The organism is Haloarcula sp. S1AR25-4, from assembly GCF_031624555.1.
In the GTDB taxonomy this organism is placed as follows: domain Archaea; phylum Halobacteriota; class Halobacteria; order Halobacteriales; family Haloarculaceae; genus Haloarcula; species Haloarcula pellucida.
Genome location: NZ_JAMQOR010000002.1, coordinates 822,855 through 838,659, shown reverse-complemented (window position 1 = coordinate 838,659; position 15,805 = coordinate 822,855). Strand labels below are relative to the sequence as shown.

The window sequence follows — 15,805 nt, the reverse complement described above, 5'->3', positions numbered from 1 at the left end:
CACCGCCACGCCCGAGGGAGTATGACACTCGGAGTCTGTTACTTCCCCGAACACTGGCCCAGCGAGCGCTGGGAGACTGACGTCGAGCAGATGGCCGACGCGGGACTGGCGTACGTCCGCATGGCCGAGTTCTCGTGGGCGCGCGTCGAACCGGAACGCGGCGAGTTCGACTTCGAGTGGCTGGACGAGGCCGTCGAACTCGTCGGCGAGTACGGCATGGAGGCGGTGCTGTGTACGCCGACGGCGACGCCGCCGAAGTGGCTGGTCGACGAACACCCCGATATTCGGCAGGCCGACGCCGACGGAACCCCCCGCGAGTGGGGAAGCCGCCGGTTCACCTGTTTCAACTCGCCGACCTACCGCGAAGAGACCGAACGCATCGTTCGGACGATGACCGAACGGTACGCGGACGACCCCCACGTCGCCGGGTGGCAGGCCGACAACGAGTACGGCTGTCACCGGACCGTGCGGTGTTACTGCGAGAACTGCGCGGCGGCGTTTCGGGAGTGGCTCGAATCGACGTACGGCGACGTCGAGACGCTGAACGAGGCGTGGGGAAACACCTTCTGGAGCCAGCAGTACTCCGATTTCGAGGCCGTCGACCCGCCGGGCCCGACGCCGGCCGAACACCACCCCTCGCGCCTGCTGGACTACTACCGATTCGCCAACGACAGCGTCGTCGAGTACAACCGCCTGCACGCCGATCTGATCCGCGAGGCGAACGACGACTGGTTCGTCACGCACAACTTCATGGGCGACTTCCCGACGCTCGACGCCTACTCGCTCTCCGACGACCTCGACTTCCTCGGGTGGGACTCCTACCCGACGGGGTTCGTACAGGACCGCCAGCCCGGCGAACCCACCACGGACGAACTGCGGGCCGGCGACCCGGACGAAGTGGGGATGAACCACGATATCTACCGCGGTGCCAAACGGGTGCCGTTCTGGGTGCTCGAACAGCAACCCGGCGACGTGAACTGGCCGCCCCACGCCCCGCAACCAGGGGCGGGTGCGATGCGTCTGTGGGCTCACCACGCCGTCGCCCACGGCGCGGACGCGGTGCTGTACTTCCGCTGGCGCCGCTGTCGTCAGGGGCAGGAACAGTACCACGCCGGCCTGCGCAAGCAGGACGGCAGTCCAGACCGGGGATACCGCGACGCCGCCGCCACCGCGCCGGAACTGTTCGACCTCGCGCCCGTCGACGCGCCCGTCGCACTGCTCCACGACTACGAGAGCCTCTGGGCCACGGAATCTCAGCCGCACTCGCCCGACTGGCACTACTGGTCGCACCTCCGGGCGTACTACGACGCGCTTCGGGCGCGCGGCGTGCAGGTGGACGTCGTCCCGCCGTCGACCGACCTCGACGGCTACGCGGCCGCCGTCGCGCCGACGCTGTACCTCGCGGGCGAGGACCTCGCCGCTCACCTCGCCGACTTCGTCGCGGACGGCGGCCACCTCTTGCTCGGTGCGCGAACCGGCGAGAAGGACCCGCACAACCAACTTCACGAGACGCTGGCGCCCGGTCCGCTCGCGGATCTCGTGGGGGCGCGCGTCGCCCGCCACGAGAGCCTCCCCGAGCAGTTCGACACCACCGTCGAGTACCGCGGTGAGACCTACGACTTCCGGACGTGGGCCGGGTGGCTCGACCCCGCGGCGGCCGAGACGCGCGGCCAGTACCGGAGCGGCGAAGCGGCCGGCGAACCCGCCGTCGTCCACGACAGCGTCGGCGACGGCACCGTCACGACCGTCGGGTGCTGGCCCGGCGAGGGCCTCGCGGACGCACTCGTCGAGGACCTGCTAGCGGCCGCCGCCGTCGACCACGCGGACCCGTTCCCCGACGGCGTGCGCGCGGCAGAGCGCGACGGCTACACGTGGGTGACGAACTTCACGAGCGACCCCCGGTCGCTCGCCACGCCGGCCGACGCCGCGTTCGTCGTCGGGGACGACACTGTCGGCGCGTACGACGTGGTCGTAGTCGAGGCGCCCGTCGACGAGGTCGGGCTCGAATAACAGACGGACAGATTATAGTTCGGCATAAATAAACAAATACTGATATATGCTCTCGTCTTTTCGAAAGTGATGCAAATATTCCGATTTAGAGGTATTAAAACGTCTGAATACTCCGAATTGTGGGGTGAAATCTAGGCGTACCACTGGCGCTCTGTGACTGACGATACAATCGGGACTATTGTGGTCCTATACACGAAAAACGACGGGTATTACGATATCGCGAAAGGTGAAATGAGGTATCATTATAATGCTAGAGAACAATAGTCGGAAAATCATTGTTTGGAGGTTATCTGTTCGATGACTCGCGCCGACTCTGTCTTGCCAGCCACAGCACCCCGCCGGTGCGTTCCCGCATCGTGAACGCCGTCGTTTCCGGATGCCGCGGGAATCGGATAACAGGGGTACCTATGTTATCGGGCGTTCACGGACCGGACGTACGCGTCTTCGCGTGCAGTGCGGTCACTTTCTACCGGCTCCGACGCCCCGACGCTGGACGGACGGCTGGCTTTGTAGCACGTTCACGCGCCCCTTCCGTTTCTATATCGTGAACGCACGTCACGCGGTCTGGCCGTCTCGACGGCGGTCGTAATCTCTCGTGTGTCGTGTCCGAGTGAATACGCGATCCGTTCACATACCGTAAACTCCTTCGCCCATCCGGACCACCTATCGACACAACGATTAAATAGGTCATTCACAAACTGACGGACGATGACACCGACACCGTCACTCGCTTCGTGTGGTTCCGGACAGTCAGTACCCCGGCGACGGCGGGACGACTCGGCGACGACTACCACGACGCTCCAGACCACCCACCGATGACTGACAGCACCGTACGGACGGACGGCGGCGACGCGAACCGAATCGTCGACTACGAACTGTTCGAGGTCCCGCCCCGGTGGCTCTTCCTCCGAATCGAGACGGCCGACGGCACCGTCGGCTGGGGGGAACCCGTCGTCGAGGGCCGCTCGCACACCGTCGAGGCGGCGGTCGAGGAACTCATGGACACCTACCTGCTCGGGGAGAACCCCGAGAACATCGAGGACCACTGGCAGACGATGTATCGCGGCGGGTTCTACCGCGGCGGTCCCGTCCTCATGAGCGCCATCGCGGGCATCGATCAGGCGCTCTGGGACATCAAGGGCAAGCAACTCGGAGCGCCGGTCCACCAGTTGCTCGGCGGTGCCGCCCGCGACCGCATCCGCGTCTACCAGTGGATCGGCGGCGACCGGCCCTCTGACGTGGCCGAGCAAGCCCGGGAACAGGTCGACGCCGGCTTTACCGCCCTGAAGATGAACGCGACCCCGGAGATAGAGCGCATCGACGACCCCGCGACCGTCGAGGCGGCGGTCACCCGTCTGGCGGAGGTACGCGAGGCCGTCGGCGACGAGGTGGACATCGGCGTCGACTTCCACGGCCGGGTCACCAAGCCGATGGCGAAGCGACTCGCGAAGGCGCTGGAGCCGCACGAACCGATGTTCATCGAGGAACCGGTCCTGCCCGAACACAACGAGGCCCTGCCGGACATCGCCGCCCACACGACTATCCCCATCGCGACGGGCGAGCGGATGTTCTCCCGGTGGGACTACAAGGAGGTGTTCGAGGACGGCGCCGTCGACCTGATTCAGCCGGACCTCTCGCACGCCGGCGGCATCACCGAGGTCACGAAGATAGCGTCGATGGCCGAAGCCTACGACGTGGCGATGGCGCCACACTGCCCGCTGGGGCCCCTCGCGCTGGCGTCCTGCGTACAGGTCGACGCCTGCTCGCCGAACGCGCTCATCCAAGAACAGAGCCTGAACATCCACTACAACGAGACGACGGACGTGCTGGACTATCTGGCCGACCCGTCGGTGTTCGAGTACGAGGACGGCTACGTCGCCGTCCCGGACGAACCCGGCCTCGGCGTCGAAATCAACGAGTCGTACGTCCGCGAACAGGCCGAGAAAGAGGTCGACTGGCACAACCCGGTGTGGCGACACGACGACGGCAGCGTCGCCGAGTGGTAGCGACCTGAGCGGTCGGGCACCCGTCTCGCGCCGACGGCCGAGCGACGACCCGCGCCCGCCCTCCAGAGGATATTTGTCGGTCGGGCGCGCAGTGGCGATCGATGGTTTCGACAGACCCGACTGCGAACGCCGTCCCGAACCGTCACGAACAGCGCGTCGTCGTCGTCACGGGGTCGACACGGGGCATCGGCGAGGGCGTCGCCCGTCGCTTCGCCGCCGAAGGGGCGTCTGTGGTCGTCACCGGCCGCTCCCGCGATCCCGGCGAGGCCGTCGCCGCGTCTATCCGCGAGGACGGCGGCGAGGCGACGTTCGTACAGGCCGACATGCGCGACCCCGCGGCAATCGAGGCGCTAATCGACCACACCGTCGCCGAGTACGGCCGCGTCGACGTCCTCGTGAACAACGCGGGCGTCCAGACGGAGACGACGGCGAGCGAGGCCACCCTCTCCGACTGGGCGTTCGTCGTCGAGACGGACTTCCGCTCGTTCTGGCTCTGTACGAAACACGCCGTCGAGGCGATGCCAGAGGGCGGCACCGTCCTCAACATGTCCTCGAATCACGCCTTCCTGACGATGCCCGGACTGTTCCCGTACAACGCCGTCAAATCGGGCATCAACGGACTCACGCGGGCGATGGCGCTGGAACTCGGGCCCCACGGTATCACAGTCAACACCATCAACCCCGGGTGGGTAGAGATAGAGCGCACGCGCGAGGAACTCGGCGACGACTACGAGTACACCGAACAGATTCATCCCGTCGGGCGACTCGGCACGCCCGCAGACGTCGCCGGGATGGCCGCGTTCCTCGCGAGCGACGACGCGACGTTCGTCACGGGCGAGAGCATCCTCGTCGACGGCGGCCGGAGTCAGGTGATGCAGGACGGACTGTACCGCGAGTACCGAACCGGGATCGAGTGATACTGGTGGCTGTAAGTTCGTAAAGATATTCGCCACCCCGGGGTGGCGAATTACTTCAGTTTGTTACAGCCACCAGTATGAGTCCCGGACGGGACAGCACGACACCGCGCTTTCGGATACGCGTACGGGCAGCGAACCAGCAGGGGGCGACGGTAACCGACCCGCCGATGCGGAGACGAATCTCGACCGCTCGATGCTGTCGGTCGCGCCGTCGGGCACCGGTTCGTGTGAGTGAGTCGGTTGTCTGCGCACCAACTACGTGCGAACTGGAGCGTCCGACTCGGTGGCCTCCGGCTGTTCACGTATCGGAAACGAATGCGCCCCGTTCGACCGTTCGGTCCCCGTCGCGAGACGCCGCCTGGAGCGTGGCAAGATTTAACACCTCCTACAATATTGGATGTGGCATGGGCGAATTAGCCATACAGAACCTCACCAAGATATTCCACGACGACGGCGGCGATATCGTCGCCGTCGACTCGTTCGACGCGGAGATAGACGACGGCGAGTTCATCGTACTGGTCGGCCCGTCCGGCTGTGGGAAGTCGACGACACTACGGATGATTGCCGGACTGGAGACCCCCACGGAGGGAGACATCGTCCTCGACGGCGAGACGGTCACCGAGAAGAAGCCGAAGTCGCGCAACATGGCGATGGTGTTCCAGTCCTACGCGCTGTATCCGCACATGACGGCCCGCGAGAACATGGCCTTCGGGCTGAAGATGACGACGGACCTCTCGGAGGACGAGATAGACGACCGGGTCCAGAACGCCGCCGACATGATGGGCATCGGTGGCCTGCTGAACAAGAAACCGGACGAGCTCTCGGGCGGCCAGCAACAGCGCGTGGCGCTGGGACGGGCCATCGTCCGTGAGCCGGAAGTGTTCCTGATGGACGAGCCACTCAGCAATCTGGACGCCAAACTCCGCACGCAGATGCGGACCGAACTGCAGGAACTCCAGCAGGAGTTCGGCGTGACGACCATCTACGTCACGCACGACCAGACCGAAGCGATGACGATGTCCGACCGCATCGCCGTCCTCGACGACGGGCAACTCCAGCAACTCGGGACGCCGCTGGAGTGTTACCACGAACCGGCCAACCAGTTCGTCGCCGGGTTCATCGGGTCGCCGTCGATGAACTTCTTCGACGTCGAACTCGACACGTCGGGGCCGACGCCGACGCTGGTCCACGACGCCTTCGAGTACGAACTCGACGACGACGTCTACGCCGACATCGAGGGACACGGGTCGCGGTTCACGCTGGGCATCCGCCCCGAGGACGTGAAGGCGGTGTCCGAGGGTACCCACAACGCTCTCTCGCCGACGGTGCAGGTCACCGAACCGCTCGGTGACGTGAGCTACGTCTACCTCGACATCGCCGGCGAGCAGTACACGGCGACGCTCGAAGGCGACATCGTCATCGAGTCGGGCCGCACGCTCACCGTGCAGTTCCCGCAGGACCGCATCCACGTCTTCGACGGCAAAACTGGCGAAGCGCTTCGAAACCGCGACCCGCCGGACAGCGACGACGTCGAGGCCCTAGTCGGTCTCGACGACGTCAGCGGCGTCGAAATCGGCGTCGAGTGAGCTACTCGCCCCGGCAGTCGTCTCGTCTGCCCTGTTCGAGGACTCGGGAGCGTCGCCACTCGCTTCGAGTGGCGACTGGAGAAATGATAGCACGCTGTCGGTGACGCGTCGGTTATTCGAGTCGCGGGAGGTACGCTTCGTTGGCGGCGAGCAGTTCTTCGGTCATCTCGTGAATCTCCGGGAGGGTCAACTGGGCCGCCGTGAGTGGGTCCTGTTTGACCGCGCGGTGGACCTTCTCACGGTCGTTCTCCAGTGCGCCCTCGACGGCGAGTTGCTGGACGGCGACGTGTTGCTGGGGGAAGGTGCGGACGGAGTTGGGGAGTTCGCCGACCGAACACGGGTGGAGGCCGGTCCCGTCGACGAGGACGGGGACCTCGACGCAGGCGTCGGTCGGGAGCGACGCGATGGCGTTGGTCTCGTTGCTGACGTTGAGGTTGAACCGGCGGGTGGTGTCGGTCTCGATGGAGTGGATGAGCCGGGAGGCGTACTCCTCGGAGCGTTCGACGCCCACTTCGTCTAGATCGACGCCCAGTTCCGGGTCGTCGCGTTCCTCAGAGCGTTCCTGCCACCCTTCGAGGTACGTCGCGGTGGGCATCCGTTCGGCGTAGTCCGTGCCGGTCAGCTCCTCGATGGTGTCCTCGTCGGTCCGGAAGTACGGGACGTACTCGGACATGTGGTGGGAGGATTCGGTCGGGAAGTAGCCGAAGTGTTTCAGCATCTCGAAGCGCACGGTGTCGCGTTCGTACGTCTCGGGGTCGTCGTAGGCCTCGCGGAGGGCGGGATAGACGCTCTCGCCGTCGTGTGTGGCTTCGAGGAACCACGCGACGTGGTTGACGCCGGCGACCCAGTACTCCAGTTCGTCTTCGGGGACGTCGACGTAGTCGGCGATGGCCTCGGCGGTGTGGGGGACGCTGTGACACAGCCCGACGGTCTCGATGTCGGTGGCTTCGAACATCGTCTGACAGAGGATGGACATGGGGTTCGTGTAGTTCAGCAGCAGGGCGTCGGGACACAGTTCCTCCATGTCGTTGGCGAGGTCGAGCATGGTCGGGATGGTGCGCAGGCCGCGGAAGATGCCGCCCGGGCCGATGGTGTCGCCGATGGCTTGCTCGACGCCGTACTCCTCGGGGATGCGGATTTCGTTCTCGAAGGGCTCGGTGCCGCCGACGTTGATCATGTTGAGGACGTAGTCGGCGCCGTCGAGCGCCTCGACGCGGTCGGTGGTCGACTCGACCGTCGCGTCGAGGCCTTCGTTCTCGACCATCGCCTCGGCGACGCGGGTCGTCTGGTCGAGTCGATGCTCGTCGATGTCCATCAACGCGATGGTACTGTCGTTCAGGTCGTCGAACGAGAGGATGTCCCCCACGAGTTTCGTGGCGAACACCATACTACCCGCTCCGACGAAGGCAATCTTCGGCATGCACCATACTCTCCTGCATTCCAAGCAATAAATCTACTGCCGTGTGGGTCGCTGTCGCACTCATTGTCCACGGTCGATCAGGGGAAACTATAAATAGGGATAGGGCAATGTGCCTGCTAGGGTTTGCACCATGTCAGACAGTAGTTCATCTGGACTCAGCAGGCGGTCACTCGTGAAAGCGCTCGGCGTCGGCGCGGCGGCCGGACTCGCCGGTTGTGGCGGCACCGGCGGCGACGGGGCCGCAGACGAGATGGGCGGCGACACCGGAGACGGCAGTACCACCAGCGGTGACGGTGGCAGCGGTGACAGCGGGAACGCCCCGCTGTTCTGGAACTACGCGTTCCCCAACGACGGCACGGATCCCATCTGGAAGGACACGTTCCTGAAAAACGCCGAGGAGCGTATCGGTCAGGAGCCCAGAATGGGACGCTTCGCCTACGAGGACCTCCGGCAGAAGTTCCTCACCGGGGCCCGCACGGGCGACCCGGACGTCATCGAGGGGGTCCTGAGCCACCTCACGGAGTACGTCAAGGCCGACCACCTCGAACCCATCGGGGGCTTCGCCGAGGGGCTCCCGTGGTACGACGGCTACGTACAGAGCGCTCTCGACGCGCTGACCTACCGCGGGAAACTGTACGGGCTGCCCTACAACGGCAACGCCCGGGCGTTCATCGTCCGACAGGACATCCTCGACGAACTCGGACAGGACGTGCCCCAGTCGGCTTCGGCGTTCCACGAGGTCGGCCGGATGATAAACAGCGAGTACGACGACATCTACGCCTACCACAACTGCACCAAGAAAGGCAGCGTGCGGGCGTTCCAGGAGTGGATGTCCCACGTCTATCAGCACACCGACCAACTGTACGTCCCCGACGGCGACTCCTGGAAGCTCAACATCACCGCCGACCAGCTCGGCCAGATATTCGACAACTGGTACTACCAAATCTACGCCGCCGACGACCCGGTCGGCGACCCAGACACGCTCGGGACCGGCTGGCAGGTCAACGACCCCGGCTACCTCAACGGCCGCTGGGCATTCATCGAGTGTGGGACGTGGCTCCGCGGCTGGACCTCCGGGGACAACATCAACAACAGCGAGAAGACCAAGGACATCCTCAACAACAAGACGCTCGTCGGCCACCTCCCGCGAGGTGAGGGGGCCTCGAAAGGGACGTTCCTCGAAGTCAAGCCCGTCATGGTCAACACGCACTCCGACCAGAAGGAGGCCGCGAAGGGCATCGCGGCGTCCTTCGCCTCGCCCGATACGCTCACCGCGATGGGCGAGGACGCGAAGGGGAACGGTATGACCCCCGTCCACAAGGACGTGGAGTCGACAATCACCAACGAGAACTGGGCGCCGTTCACCGATGTCTTCAAGACCGGGCGCGCGCTGGCGAAGATCGGCTGGGGACAGGTCCGCTCGCCGTTCTACACCTACATGCAGCAGGTCGCCTACGGCAAGACCGACCCGTACGAGGCCGGTGACCAGTTCCACGACGAACTGAAGAGTCTGGCGAGCGAGCTCTGAGACACGCATGGCAACGCGCACCGATACCGAACCGACGGGTGGCGCCTACGTCGACGAGTTCCGGGCGTTCCTCGAGGACACCTGGCTGGGGTACGCACTCGTGCTCCCCTCGGTCATCCTCATGGGGATAATCATCATCTACCCCACGCTCCGGGGCATCCAGCTGGCGTTCTACGAGGCGTCGCTGCTGAGTCCCCAGCAGCAGACGTTCGTCGGGCTCCAGAACTTCGCCCAGATGGTGGGTGCGCCGGCGTTCCAGACGGCGCTGTGGCACACGGTGTTGCTCACCGCGCTCGCGGTGTCCATCCAGTACGTGCTGGGACTGGGGCTCGCGCTGGCGCTGAAAGAGAAGGTGCCGGGCGCGGCGCTGTTCCGCAGCCTGTCGATGGTAACGTGGGTCCTGCCCATCATCGTGATGGTCATTATCTTCCGGTTCCTCACGCAGAACGGGTTCGGCCCGGTCAACATCATCCTCGGGAGCCTCGGGATGGAGACGACCGCTTGGTTCGGCGAACCGGGCGTCGCGTTCCCGCTGGTCGTGCTGATGCACGTCTGGCGGAACGTCCCGTTCTACGCCATCGCGCTGATGGCGGCGATGAAGTCCATCCCCGACACCCAGTACGAGGCCGCACGGCTGGACGGTGCCGGTCCGCTCCAGCGGTTCCGCTACATCACGCTCCCGCAGATATCGTACGTGTCGATGATCATGATCGTGCTCCACGTCATCTTCACGTTCAACAACTTCGACATCATCTACCTGTCGACGGGCGGGGGCCCGCTGGGCAACACCGAGGTACTGGCGACGTACATCTACAAGCAGGCGTTCCAACAGTACGCGATGGGTTACGCCGCGAGCATCGGCGTCACCATGCTGCTCATCATGATGGTGTTCACCGTCGTGTACGCGCATCTGGAGGCTCGTGACTGACCATGGCAACCGAAACGAAACAGCAGACGACGCAAGCCACCGACCGCTCGTTCGCCGACCGACTCGACGCGTGGCTCGCAGAGGACATGTCGCCGCGCCGGGCACTGGTCGTCTACGCCGTCATCGGGCTGTACATGACGTTCCTGTTGCTCCCGGTGTTCTACATGGTGCTGGTGACGTTCACGTCGGCGGAGTTCCTGTACTCGTCCCAACTCGTGCCCGCGTTGAGTGACTTCACGCTCGACAACTACGTCACGGTCATGTCGACTGGCCTGTTCCAGCAGTACTTCATCAACTCGGCCATCGTCGCGACGACGACGACGGCCATCACGCTCGTCGTCGGGACGCTGGCGGCGTACTCGCTGTCGCGGTTCGAGTACCCCGGACGGAGCGGACTCCTGTTCACGTTCCTCGGGACCCAGATGCTGCCCCGCGTGCTCATCCTCATCCCGTTCTTCCTGATGATGTTCACCATCGGGCTCATCGACTCGCTCGTGGGCATCATCGTCGCCCACTCGGTGCTGGGCATCCCGCTCGGGACGTGGCTGCTGAAGGGGTACTTCGACGACATCCCCAAATCGTTGGACGAGGCCGCGAAGATGGACGGCTGTTCGCATCTGGACATCCTGGGGCGCATCATCGTCCCGATGTCCCTGCCGGGCATCGCCGTCGCCGGCTTCTACACGTTCATCCTCTCGTGGAACGACTACCTGTTCGTCTCTATCCTCTCGCAGACGGCCGCGACCCGGACGCTCCCGTTCGGACTGCAACTGTTCCAGTCACAGAACGCCGTGGCCTGGGAACTGCTACTGACTGCGGCGACGCTCACGATGGTGCCCGTCATCGTGCTGTTCGCGTTGGTCCAGCGGTGGGTCGTCGAGGGCCTCGCCAGCGGCGGCATGAAGGGTGCCTGAGGCTCTCCAACGCACATCTGATTCTATTTCCGAAGTTATAGCAGTGAATGGCCTCTCCTCGATTATATAAATCGAATTTCATAGAGATATCTGGGGGGTTCAGAAGTACGGCCACTATCGATACGAGGATTTTAGCTATGCAACTCCAAATCGGGTTCATGTGGGTGTGGATGCGCGCCCACCGGTCGTGGACACGGACTACGCGGACGCGTGGCTCGTCGGCCGCGAAAAACGGGAGAAGTCTGGCGTCAGAACGGCGCTTCGGGGCCTTCGTCGTCGCCGCCGACGTCGCCACCGCGGGACTCGCCGGGGAAGGAGGGGCTGGCGCCGCCGGCCATGCCCTCTTGCTGGTCCGCCCCGGTGCGCGCGACGACCTCGTTGATCTCCGGGATCTCCTTGGTCATGCGCGTCTTGATCGCCTGGATGGTCATCGGCGAGATGCCACATCCGGAACAGGCACCGCCCAGACGGATCGTGACGCTGCCCTCTTCGCGGTCGATCTCCTCGATGGCCGCGCTGCCGCCGTGCATCTGAATCTGCGGGAAGTTCCGGCGCAGGAAGTTCGTGATGCGCTCGCGCAGGTCGTCCCCGTCCTCTGTTTCCGTGCTCATAGTGACAGTATGTCCGGGCCGGGGAGGCTTAGACCTTTGGACTGATTCGTTCGGCCCCGCGCCGAGTCCCGGTCGGGCCAAGCTTGAAGCGCGCCCGCGACGCCGGTATGTGTATGGCTGACACGGGAGACGCGATGCGGCGCTTCGAGGTACCCGACTACGACGACTTGCCCGAGGACCTGCAAGCGCGCATCGACGAGGAGACCGACCGCGCGGGCTTTACCCCGAACGTCTTCTCGGCGATGGCCTACCGCCCCTCGCACTTCCGGGCGTTCGTCGCCTACCACGACGCCCTCGTCGAGGAGACGGAACTCGAACGCGAGGAGGTCGAGATGATCGTCGTCGCCGTCAGCGGCGTCAACGACTGTCTGTACTGCATCGTCGCACACGGGGCGCTGTTGCGCATCTACGCCGACGCGCCGAAACTGGCCGAGCAAATCGCCTCGAATCACCGGACGGCGGACGTCAGCGAGGCACACCGTGCGATGCTCGACTTCGCGGTGAAACTCACCGAGCGACCCGCCGAGGTGACCGAGGCCGACGTAGAGCGACTGGAGGACCACGGGTTCAGTCGCCGGGCCGTCTGGGACGTCGGCAGCGTCGCGGCCTTCTTCAACCTCTCGAACAGACTGGCCCACCTCGCGGATATGCGACCCAACGACGAGTTTTACGACCTCGGCCGCGGCGACGATTGAGGCCGCTCACTCTACTGCGATGCCCCCCTTCATGCCGAGCGAGAAGTGGGGTTCGCAGTGGTAGAGGAGGATACCCGCCTCGTCTAGGGTACGCGTGTACTTCACGCCGGACCCGCCCTCGGCTTCGCCGGAACTGAACTCGTAGTCGGACTCGCCGAGTTGCTCCTCGGGGAGCGCTTCGACGTTGTGTGGGTTCCCCTCGCCGGTCCAGTTCCACCGTATCTCGGTGCCGGTGGCGACGACAAGCGCCGGTGGCGCGTACGCGAACGCCCCGCCGTTCCCCTCGGCGCCGACGTCGACGGTCACGCTGTCGCTGTCTCGCTGGTCGACGAACGACCCGTCGTACGTGTCGTCCGCCCCGCCCAGTTCCGTCTCGGTCAGCCACTCGTCTATCGTCGGGTACTCGTCCCCGGTGACGCCGCCGTCGCCACCGTCACCACCGTCGCCACCGCAGCCGGCCAAGCCGACGGCGCCCGCGAGACTCGCTGTTCGGAGGAACTGCCGCCGTGACGCTGCGGGTCGGGTCATGGCTAATCCTCTCCTACGCAGAAGGATAGTTATCCGTACTCTTCCCGACTCGAACGGCCCGCCGACACGCCCACTGTCCGCTATCTCACGGCTGTCGCATCTCGCCGCACCGGTCACCGGCGGTCCGGACGAGATAGTCACCCGCTGCTTTGGCGGGGTGCAACCTCGGCTTTCCGCTCTCCCGCCGACGGTGCCCTCACCGCGCTGACGGGCGGGAACGGCCGCCGCGGTCGGTCTCTCGGACACGGGTGGTCCACACACCGTGTCACGACTCCGCCGGCGGTCGAACAGCCCGATAAGTCGGGCTTATCGAATCCTTGCCTGCGGGTAACTATTCCTGCGATAGACGGAGGGGCCGCCATGGGTCGCCGCCCGCTCTCGCGTCTCCTGCTGGCCTTCTTCCTGAGCCTCTCAGTTGTCCTCGCTACGGCGCTCGTGGGTGCCGGTGCGCTCGCGGATACGTCTGCGACCGTCTCCGCACCAGATACTACGTTGCAGGTGGCCACAGAGACCGAGACGCCGTCGATTCCGCCGACTGCGACGGAGGCGACGCCGGAACCGACAGCGACACCGACCCCAGAACCGACGGCGACGCCGACGCCCGAGCCAACAGCTACGCCGACACCGGAGCCGACGGCGACACCCACGCCGGAACCGACTGCGACACCGACGCCGGAGCCAACAGCCACTCCGACGCCGGAACCGACTGCGACACCGACCCCAGAACCGACGGCGACGGCCACGCTGGAACCGACGGCGACGCCGACGCCCGAGCCAACCGCCACTCCGACGCCGGAACCGACTGCGACACCCACGCCGGAACCGACCGCGACGCCCACGCCGGAACCGACCGCGACGCCCACGCCGGAACCGACCGCGACGCCCACGCCGGAACCGACCGCGACGCCCACGCCGGAACCGACCGCGACGCCGGAGCCAACTGCCACATCGGCGCCGGAGCCAACTGCCACATCGACGCCGGAGCCAACTGCCACACCGACACCAGAACCGACGGCCACGCCCACGCCTGAGCCAACACCAACGGCGACAGAGACGTCGACTCCGCCGCCGACGCCGACACCAACGCCTGAGCCAACGCCGACGCCGACACCAACACCGACAGAGACGTCGACTCCGCCGCCGACGCCGACACCAACGCCTGAGCCAACGCCGACGCCGACACCAACGCCTGAGCCAACGCCGACGCCGACACCAACGCCTGAGCCAACGCCGACAGAGACGTCGACTCCGCCGCCGACACCCACACCCACGCCGGAACCGACACCAACGACGACAGAGACGTCGACTCCGCCGCCGACGCCCACCCCGACACCGGAACCGACTCCGACGCCCACGCCGACGCCGACAGAGACGTCGACTCCGCCCCCGACGCCCACCCCGACAGACTCGCCGACGCCAACCGCGACGCCGACGCCAACTGAAACGCCGACCGACACACCGACGGAGACGCTCACCCCGATACCGGCCGGGACGCCCGATCCGCTGTTCCCGCCGCTGTTCCCGTCGTCACCGACGCCCACACCGACACCCACGGACGCGCCGCCGACTGACGCGCCAACTGCAGCGCCGTCGAACACCGGCGGTGGCGGCGGTGGCGGTGGTGGGCCCGCCGACGGTGACGACTCCAGTTCGAACGACGGCGGTCCATCGGCCGTCTCGGGAGACGACGGGAACGACCTCGGGAGCAGTTCGAACGACGGTGGCGATTCGAACGCGCCGGGACGCGAGCAGTTACGCATCACGCAGTCCCGGACGGCGGAGGGCGTCACTATCACGATTCGCGGGGCCGCTGCCGGAGAGAGCGCGACGCCGTCGTTCGCCCTCACCGATCGGTCCTCGCAGGCACCCGCGGTGACGCTCTCCAGTATGAACGTCACGTTCGCCACCGACCAGTCGACCGTCGAGACGACGGTGTTCGAACCGACGACCGACTCCGGACCGTTGCCGCCGGTCCCGCGCGGCGACGCGCTGGGATACGTGCCCGTCGAGACGGGCATCGACGACGAGGCGGTCAGAAGCGTGGGACTCGCGGTGGACGTCGACGCGCAGGCCGTGCCCGACAACCGCTCGCGCGACAGCGTCGTCGTCTATCGGTACACGAACGAGGGCTGGTCGGCGCTACCGACGCGGTACGACAGCAGCGCCGGCCGGTATCTCGCCACCGCGGACGGCCTCTCGTCGCTCGCCGTGGCCTCGCTGGAACCGGGACAGGTCCGGGTCGTCAACACCACCAGCCCGCCGGATTGGGCCAGACAGGGGTACCAGACCAACGTCACCGCGACGGTCGAGAATCCCGGCGACCGGCCGGCCCAGCGTACCCTCACCGTCACCGTCGACGGCCGCCCGGTCGCCAACGAGACGGTCCGGCTCGACCCCGGCGAACGCGACGAGGTCACCATCGGGTTCCCGGCCGGCGGCGGCACCGTCGCCGTCGAGGGGACCGAAGCGGGGCAGATGAACGTCAGCGAGGGCAACCAGTGGGACAACGACCCGCCTTCGGGCCTGTCCGCTGGTGACGGCCCCGGGTTCGACCTCGGACTGGTGGCGCTCCTGTTCGTCGCCCTCGTACTCGTCGGTTCGGTCGAGCGACTCCGACGACTCCGGCGTTGACGGCCGAACACAAACGACTTGTCGCAGTCGG

General features: G+C 65.8%; 13 protein-coding genes. 9 read left to right on the top strand and 4 right to left on the bottom strand.

Annotation, left to right across the window (positions count from 1 at the left end; all coding sequences use genetic code 11):
- Positions 1-21: 21 nt before the first annotated feature.
- From NDI85_RS12930 to NDI85_RS12915, 4 genes are all read left to right on the top strand, one after another.
- On the top strand, positions 22-2,010 hold the full coding sequence (locus NDI85_RS12930) for a beta-galactosidase (protein WP_310916004.1): 1,989 nt from the start codon (positions 22-24) through the stop codon (positions 2,008-2,010).
- Positions 2,011-2,825: 815 nt separating this feature from the next.
- Complete coding sequence (dgoD, locus tag NDI85_RS12925) at positions 2,826-4,016, top strand: galactonate dehydratase (RefSeq protein WP_188995845.1); 1,191 nt, start codon at positions 2,826-2,828, stop codon at positions 4,014-4,016.
- Between the two features lie 101 nt (positions 4,017-4,117).
- Positions 4,118-4,933, top strand: coding sequence for an SDR family NAD(P)-dependent oxidoreductase (locus NDI85_RS12920; RefSeq protein ID WP_188995847.1), 816 nt, complete (start codon positions 4,118-4,120; stop codon positions 4,931-4,933).
- Between the two features lie 404 nt (positions 4,934-5,337).
- Complete coding sequence (locus NDI85_RS12915) at positions 5,338-6,519, top strand: ABC transporter ATP-binding protein (protein WP_188995849.1); 1,182 nt, start codon at positions 5,338-5,340, stop codon at positions 6,517-6,519.
- Between the two features lie 112 nt (positions 6,520-6,631).
- Here NDI85_RS12915 and melA read toward each other — a convergent pair whose 3' ends face one another.
- On the bottom strand, positions 6,632-7,939 hold the full coding sequence (gene melA, locus NDI85_RS12910; protein ID WP_310916003.1) for an alpha-galactosidase: 1,308 nt from the start codon (positions 7,937-7,939) through the stop codon (positions 6,632-6,634).
- A gap of 130 nt (positions 7,940-8,069) precedes the next feature.
- Between melA and NDI85_RS12905 the strand changes: the two genes are divergently transcribed.
- The 3 genes from NDI85_RS12905 to NDI85_RS12895 are packed head-to-tail and all read left to right on the top strand — an operon-like array spanning position 8,070 to position 11,309.
- On the top strand, positions 8,070-9,467 hold the full coding sequence (locus tag NDI85_RS12905; protein WP_310916002.1) for an extracellular solute-binding protein: 1,398 nt from the start codon (positions 8,070-8,072) through the stop codon (positions 9,465-9,467).
- Positions 9,468-9,474: 7 nt separating this feature from the next.
- Positions 9,475-10,395: a carbohydrate ABC transporter permease gene (locus NDI85_RS12900; protein WP_188995855.1), complete on the top strand. Its 921-nt coding sequence runs from the start codon at positions 9,475-9,477 to the stop codon at positions 10,393-10,395.
- Positions 10,396-10,397: 2 nt separating this feature from the next.
- On the top strand, positions 10,398-11,309 hold the full coding sequence (locus NDI85_RS12895; RefSeq protein ID WP_220639400.1) for a carbohydrate ABC transporter permease: 912 nt from the start codon (positions 10,398-10,400) through the stop codon (positions 11,307-11,309).
- A 248-nt stretch (positions 11,310-11,557) separates the two neighbouring features.
- Here NDI85_RS12895 and NDI85_RS12890 read toward each other — a convergent pair whose 3' ends face one another.
- Positions 11,558-11,920 carry a NifU family protein gene (locus NDI85_RS12890; protein ID WP_166966788.1) on the bottom strand — a complete coding sequence of 121 codons (363 nt, stop codon included), beginning with the start codon at positions 11,918-11,920 and terminating at the stop codon, positions 11,558-11,560.
- A gap of 113 nt (positions 11,921-12,033) precedes the next feature.
- Here NDI85_RS12890 and NDI85_RS12885 point away from each other — a divergent pair, with 113 nt between their 5' ends.
- Positions 12,034-12,615, top strand: coding sequence for a peroxidase-related enzyme (locus tag NDI85_RS12885; RefSeq protein WP_310916001.1), 582 nt, complete (start codon positions 12,034-12,036; stop codon positions 12,613-12,615).
- Between the two features lie 6 nt (positions 12,616-12,621).
- Here NDI85_RS12885 and NDI85_RS12880 read toward each other — a convergent pair whose 3' ends face one another.
- The gene (locus NDI85_RS12880) at positions 12,622-13,143 is read right to left on the bottom strand and encodes a halocyanin domain-containing protein (RefSeq protein ID WP_310916000.1); all 522 of its coding nucleotides are present in this window, start codon (positions 13,141-13,143) and stop codon (positions 12,622-12,624) included.
- 137 nt (positions 13,144-13,280) lie between these two features.
- Positions 13,281-15,041, bottom strand: coding sequence for a hypothetical protein (locus tag NDI85_RS12875; RefSeq protein WP_310915999.1), 1,761 nt, complete (start codon positions 15,039-15,041; stop codon positions 13,281-13,283).
- Between NDI85_RS12875 and NDI85_RS12870 the strand changes: the two genes are divergently transcribed.
- On the top strand, positions 15,031-15,774 hold the full coding sequence (locus NDI85_RS12870; protein ID WP_310915998.1) for a CARDB domain-containing protein: 744 nt from the start codon (positions 15,031-15,033) through the stop codon (positions 15,772-15,774). The two genes, NDI85_RS12875 and NDI85_RS12870, sit on opposite strands and share 11 nt — an antisense overlap.
- Positions 15,775-15,805: the final 31 nt, after the last annotated feature.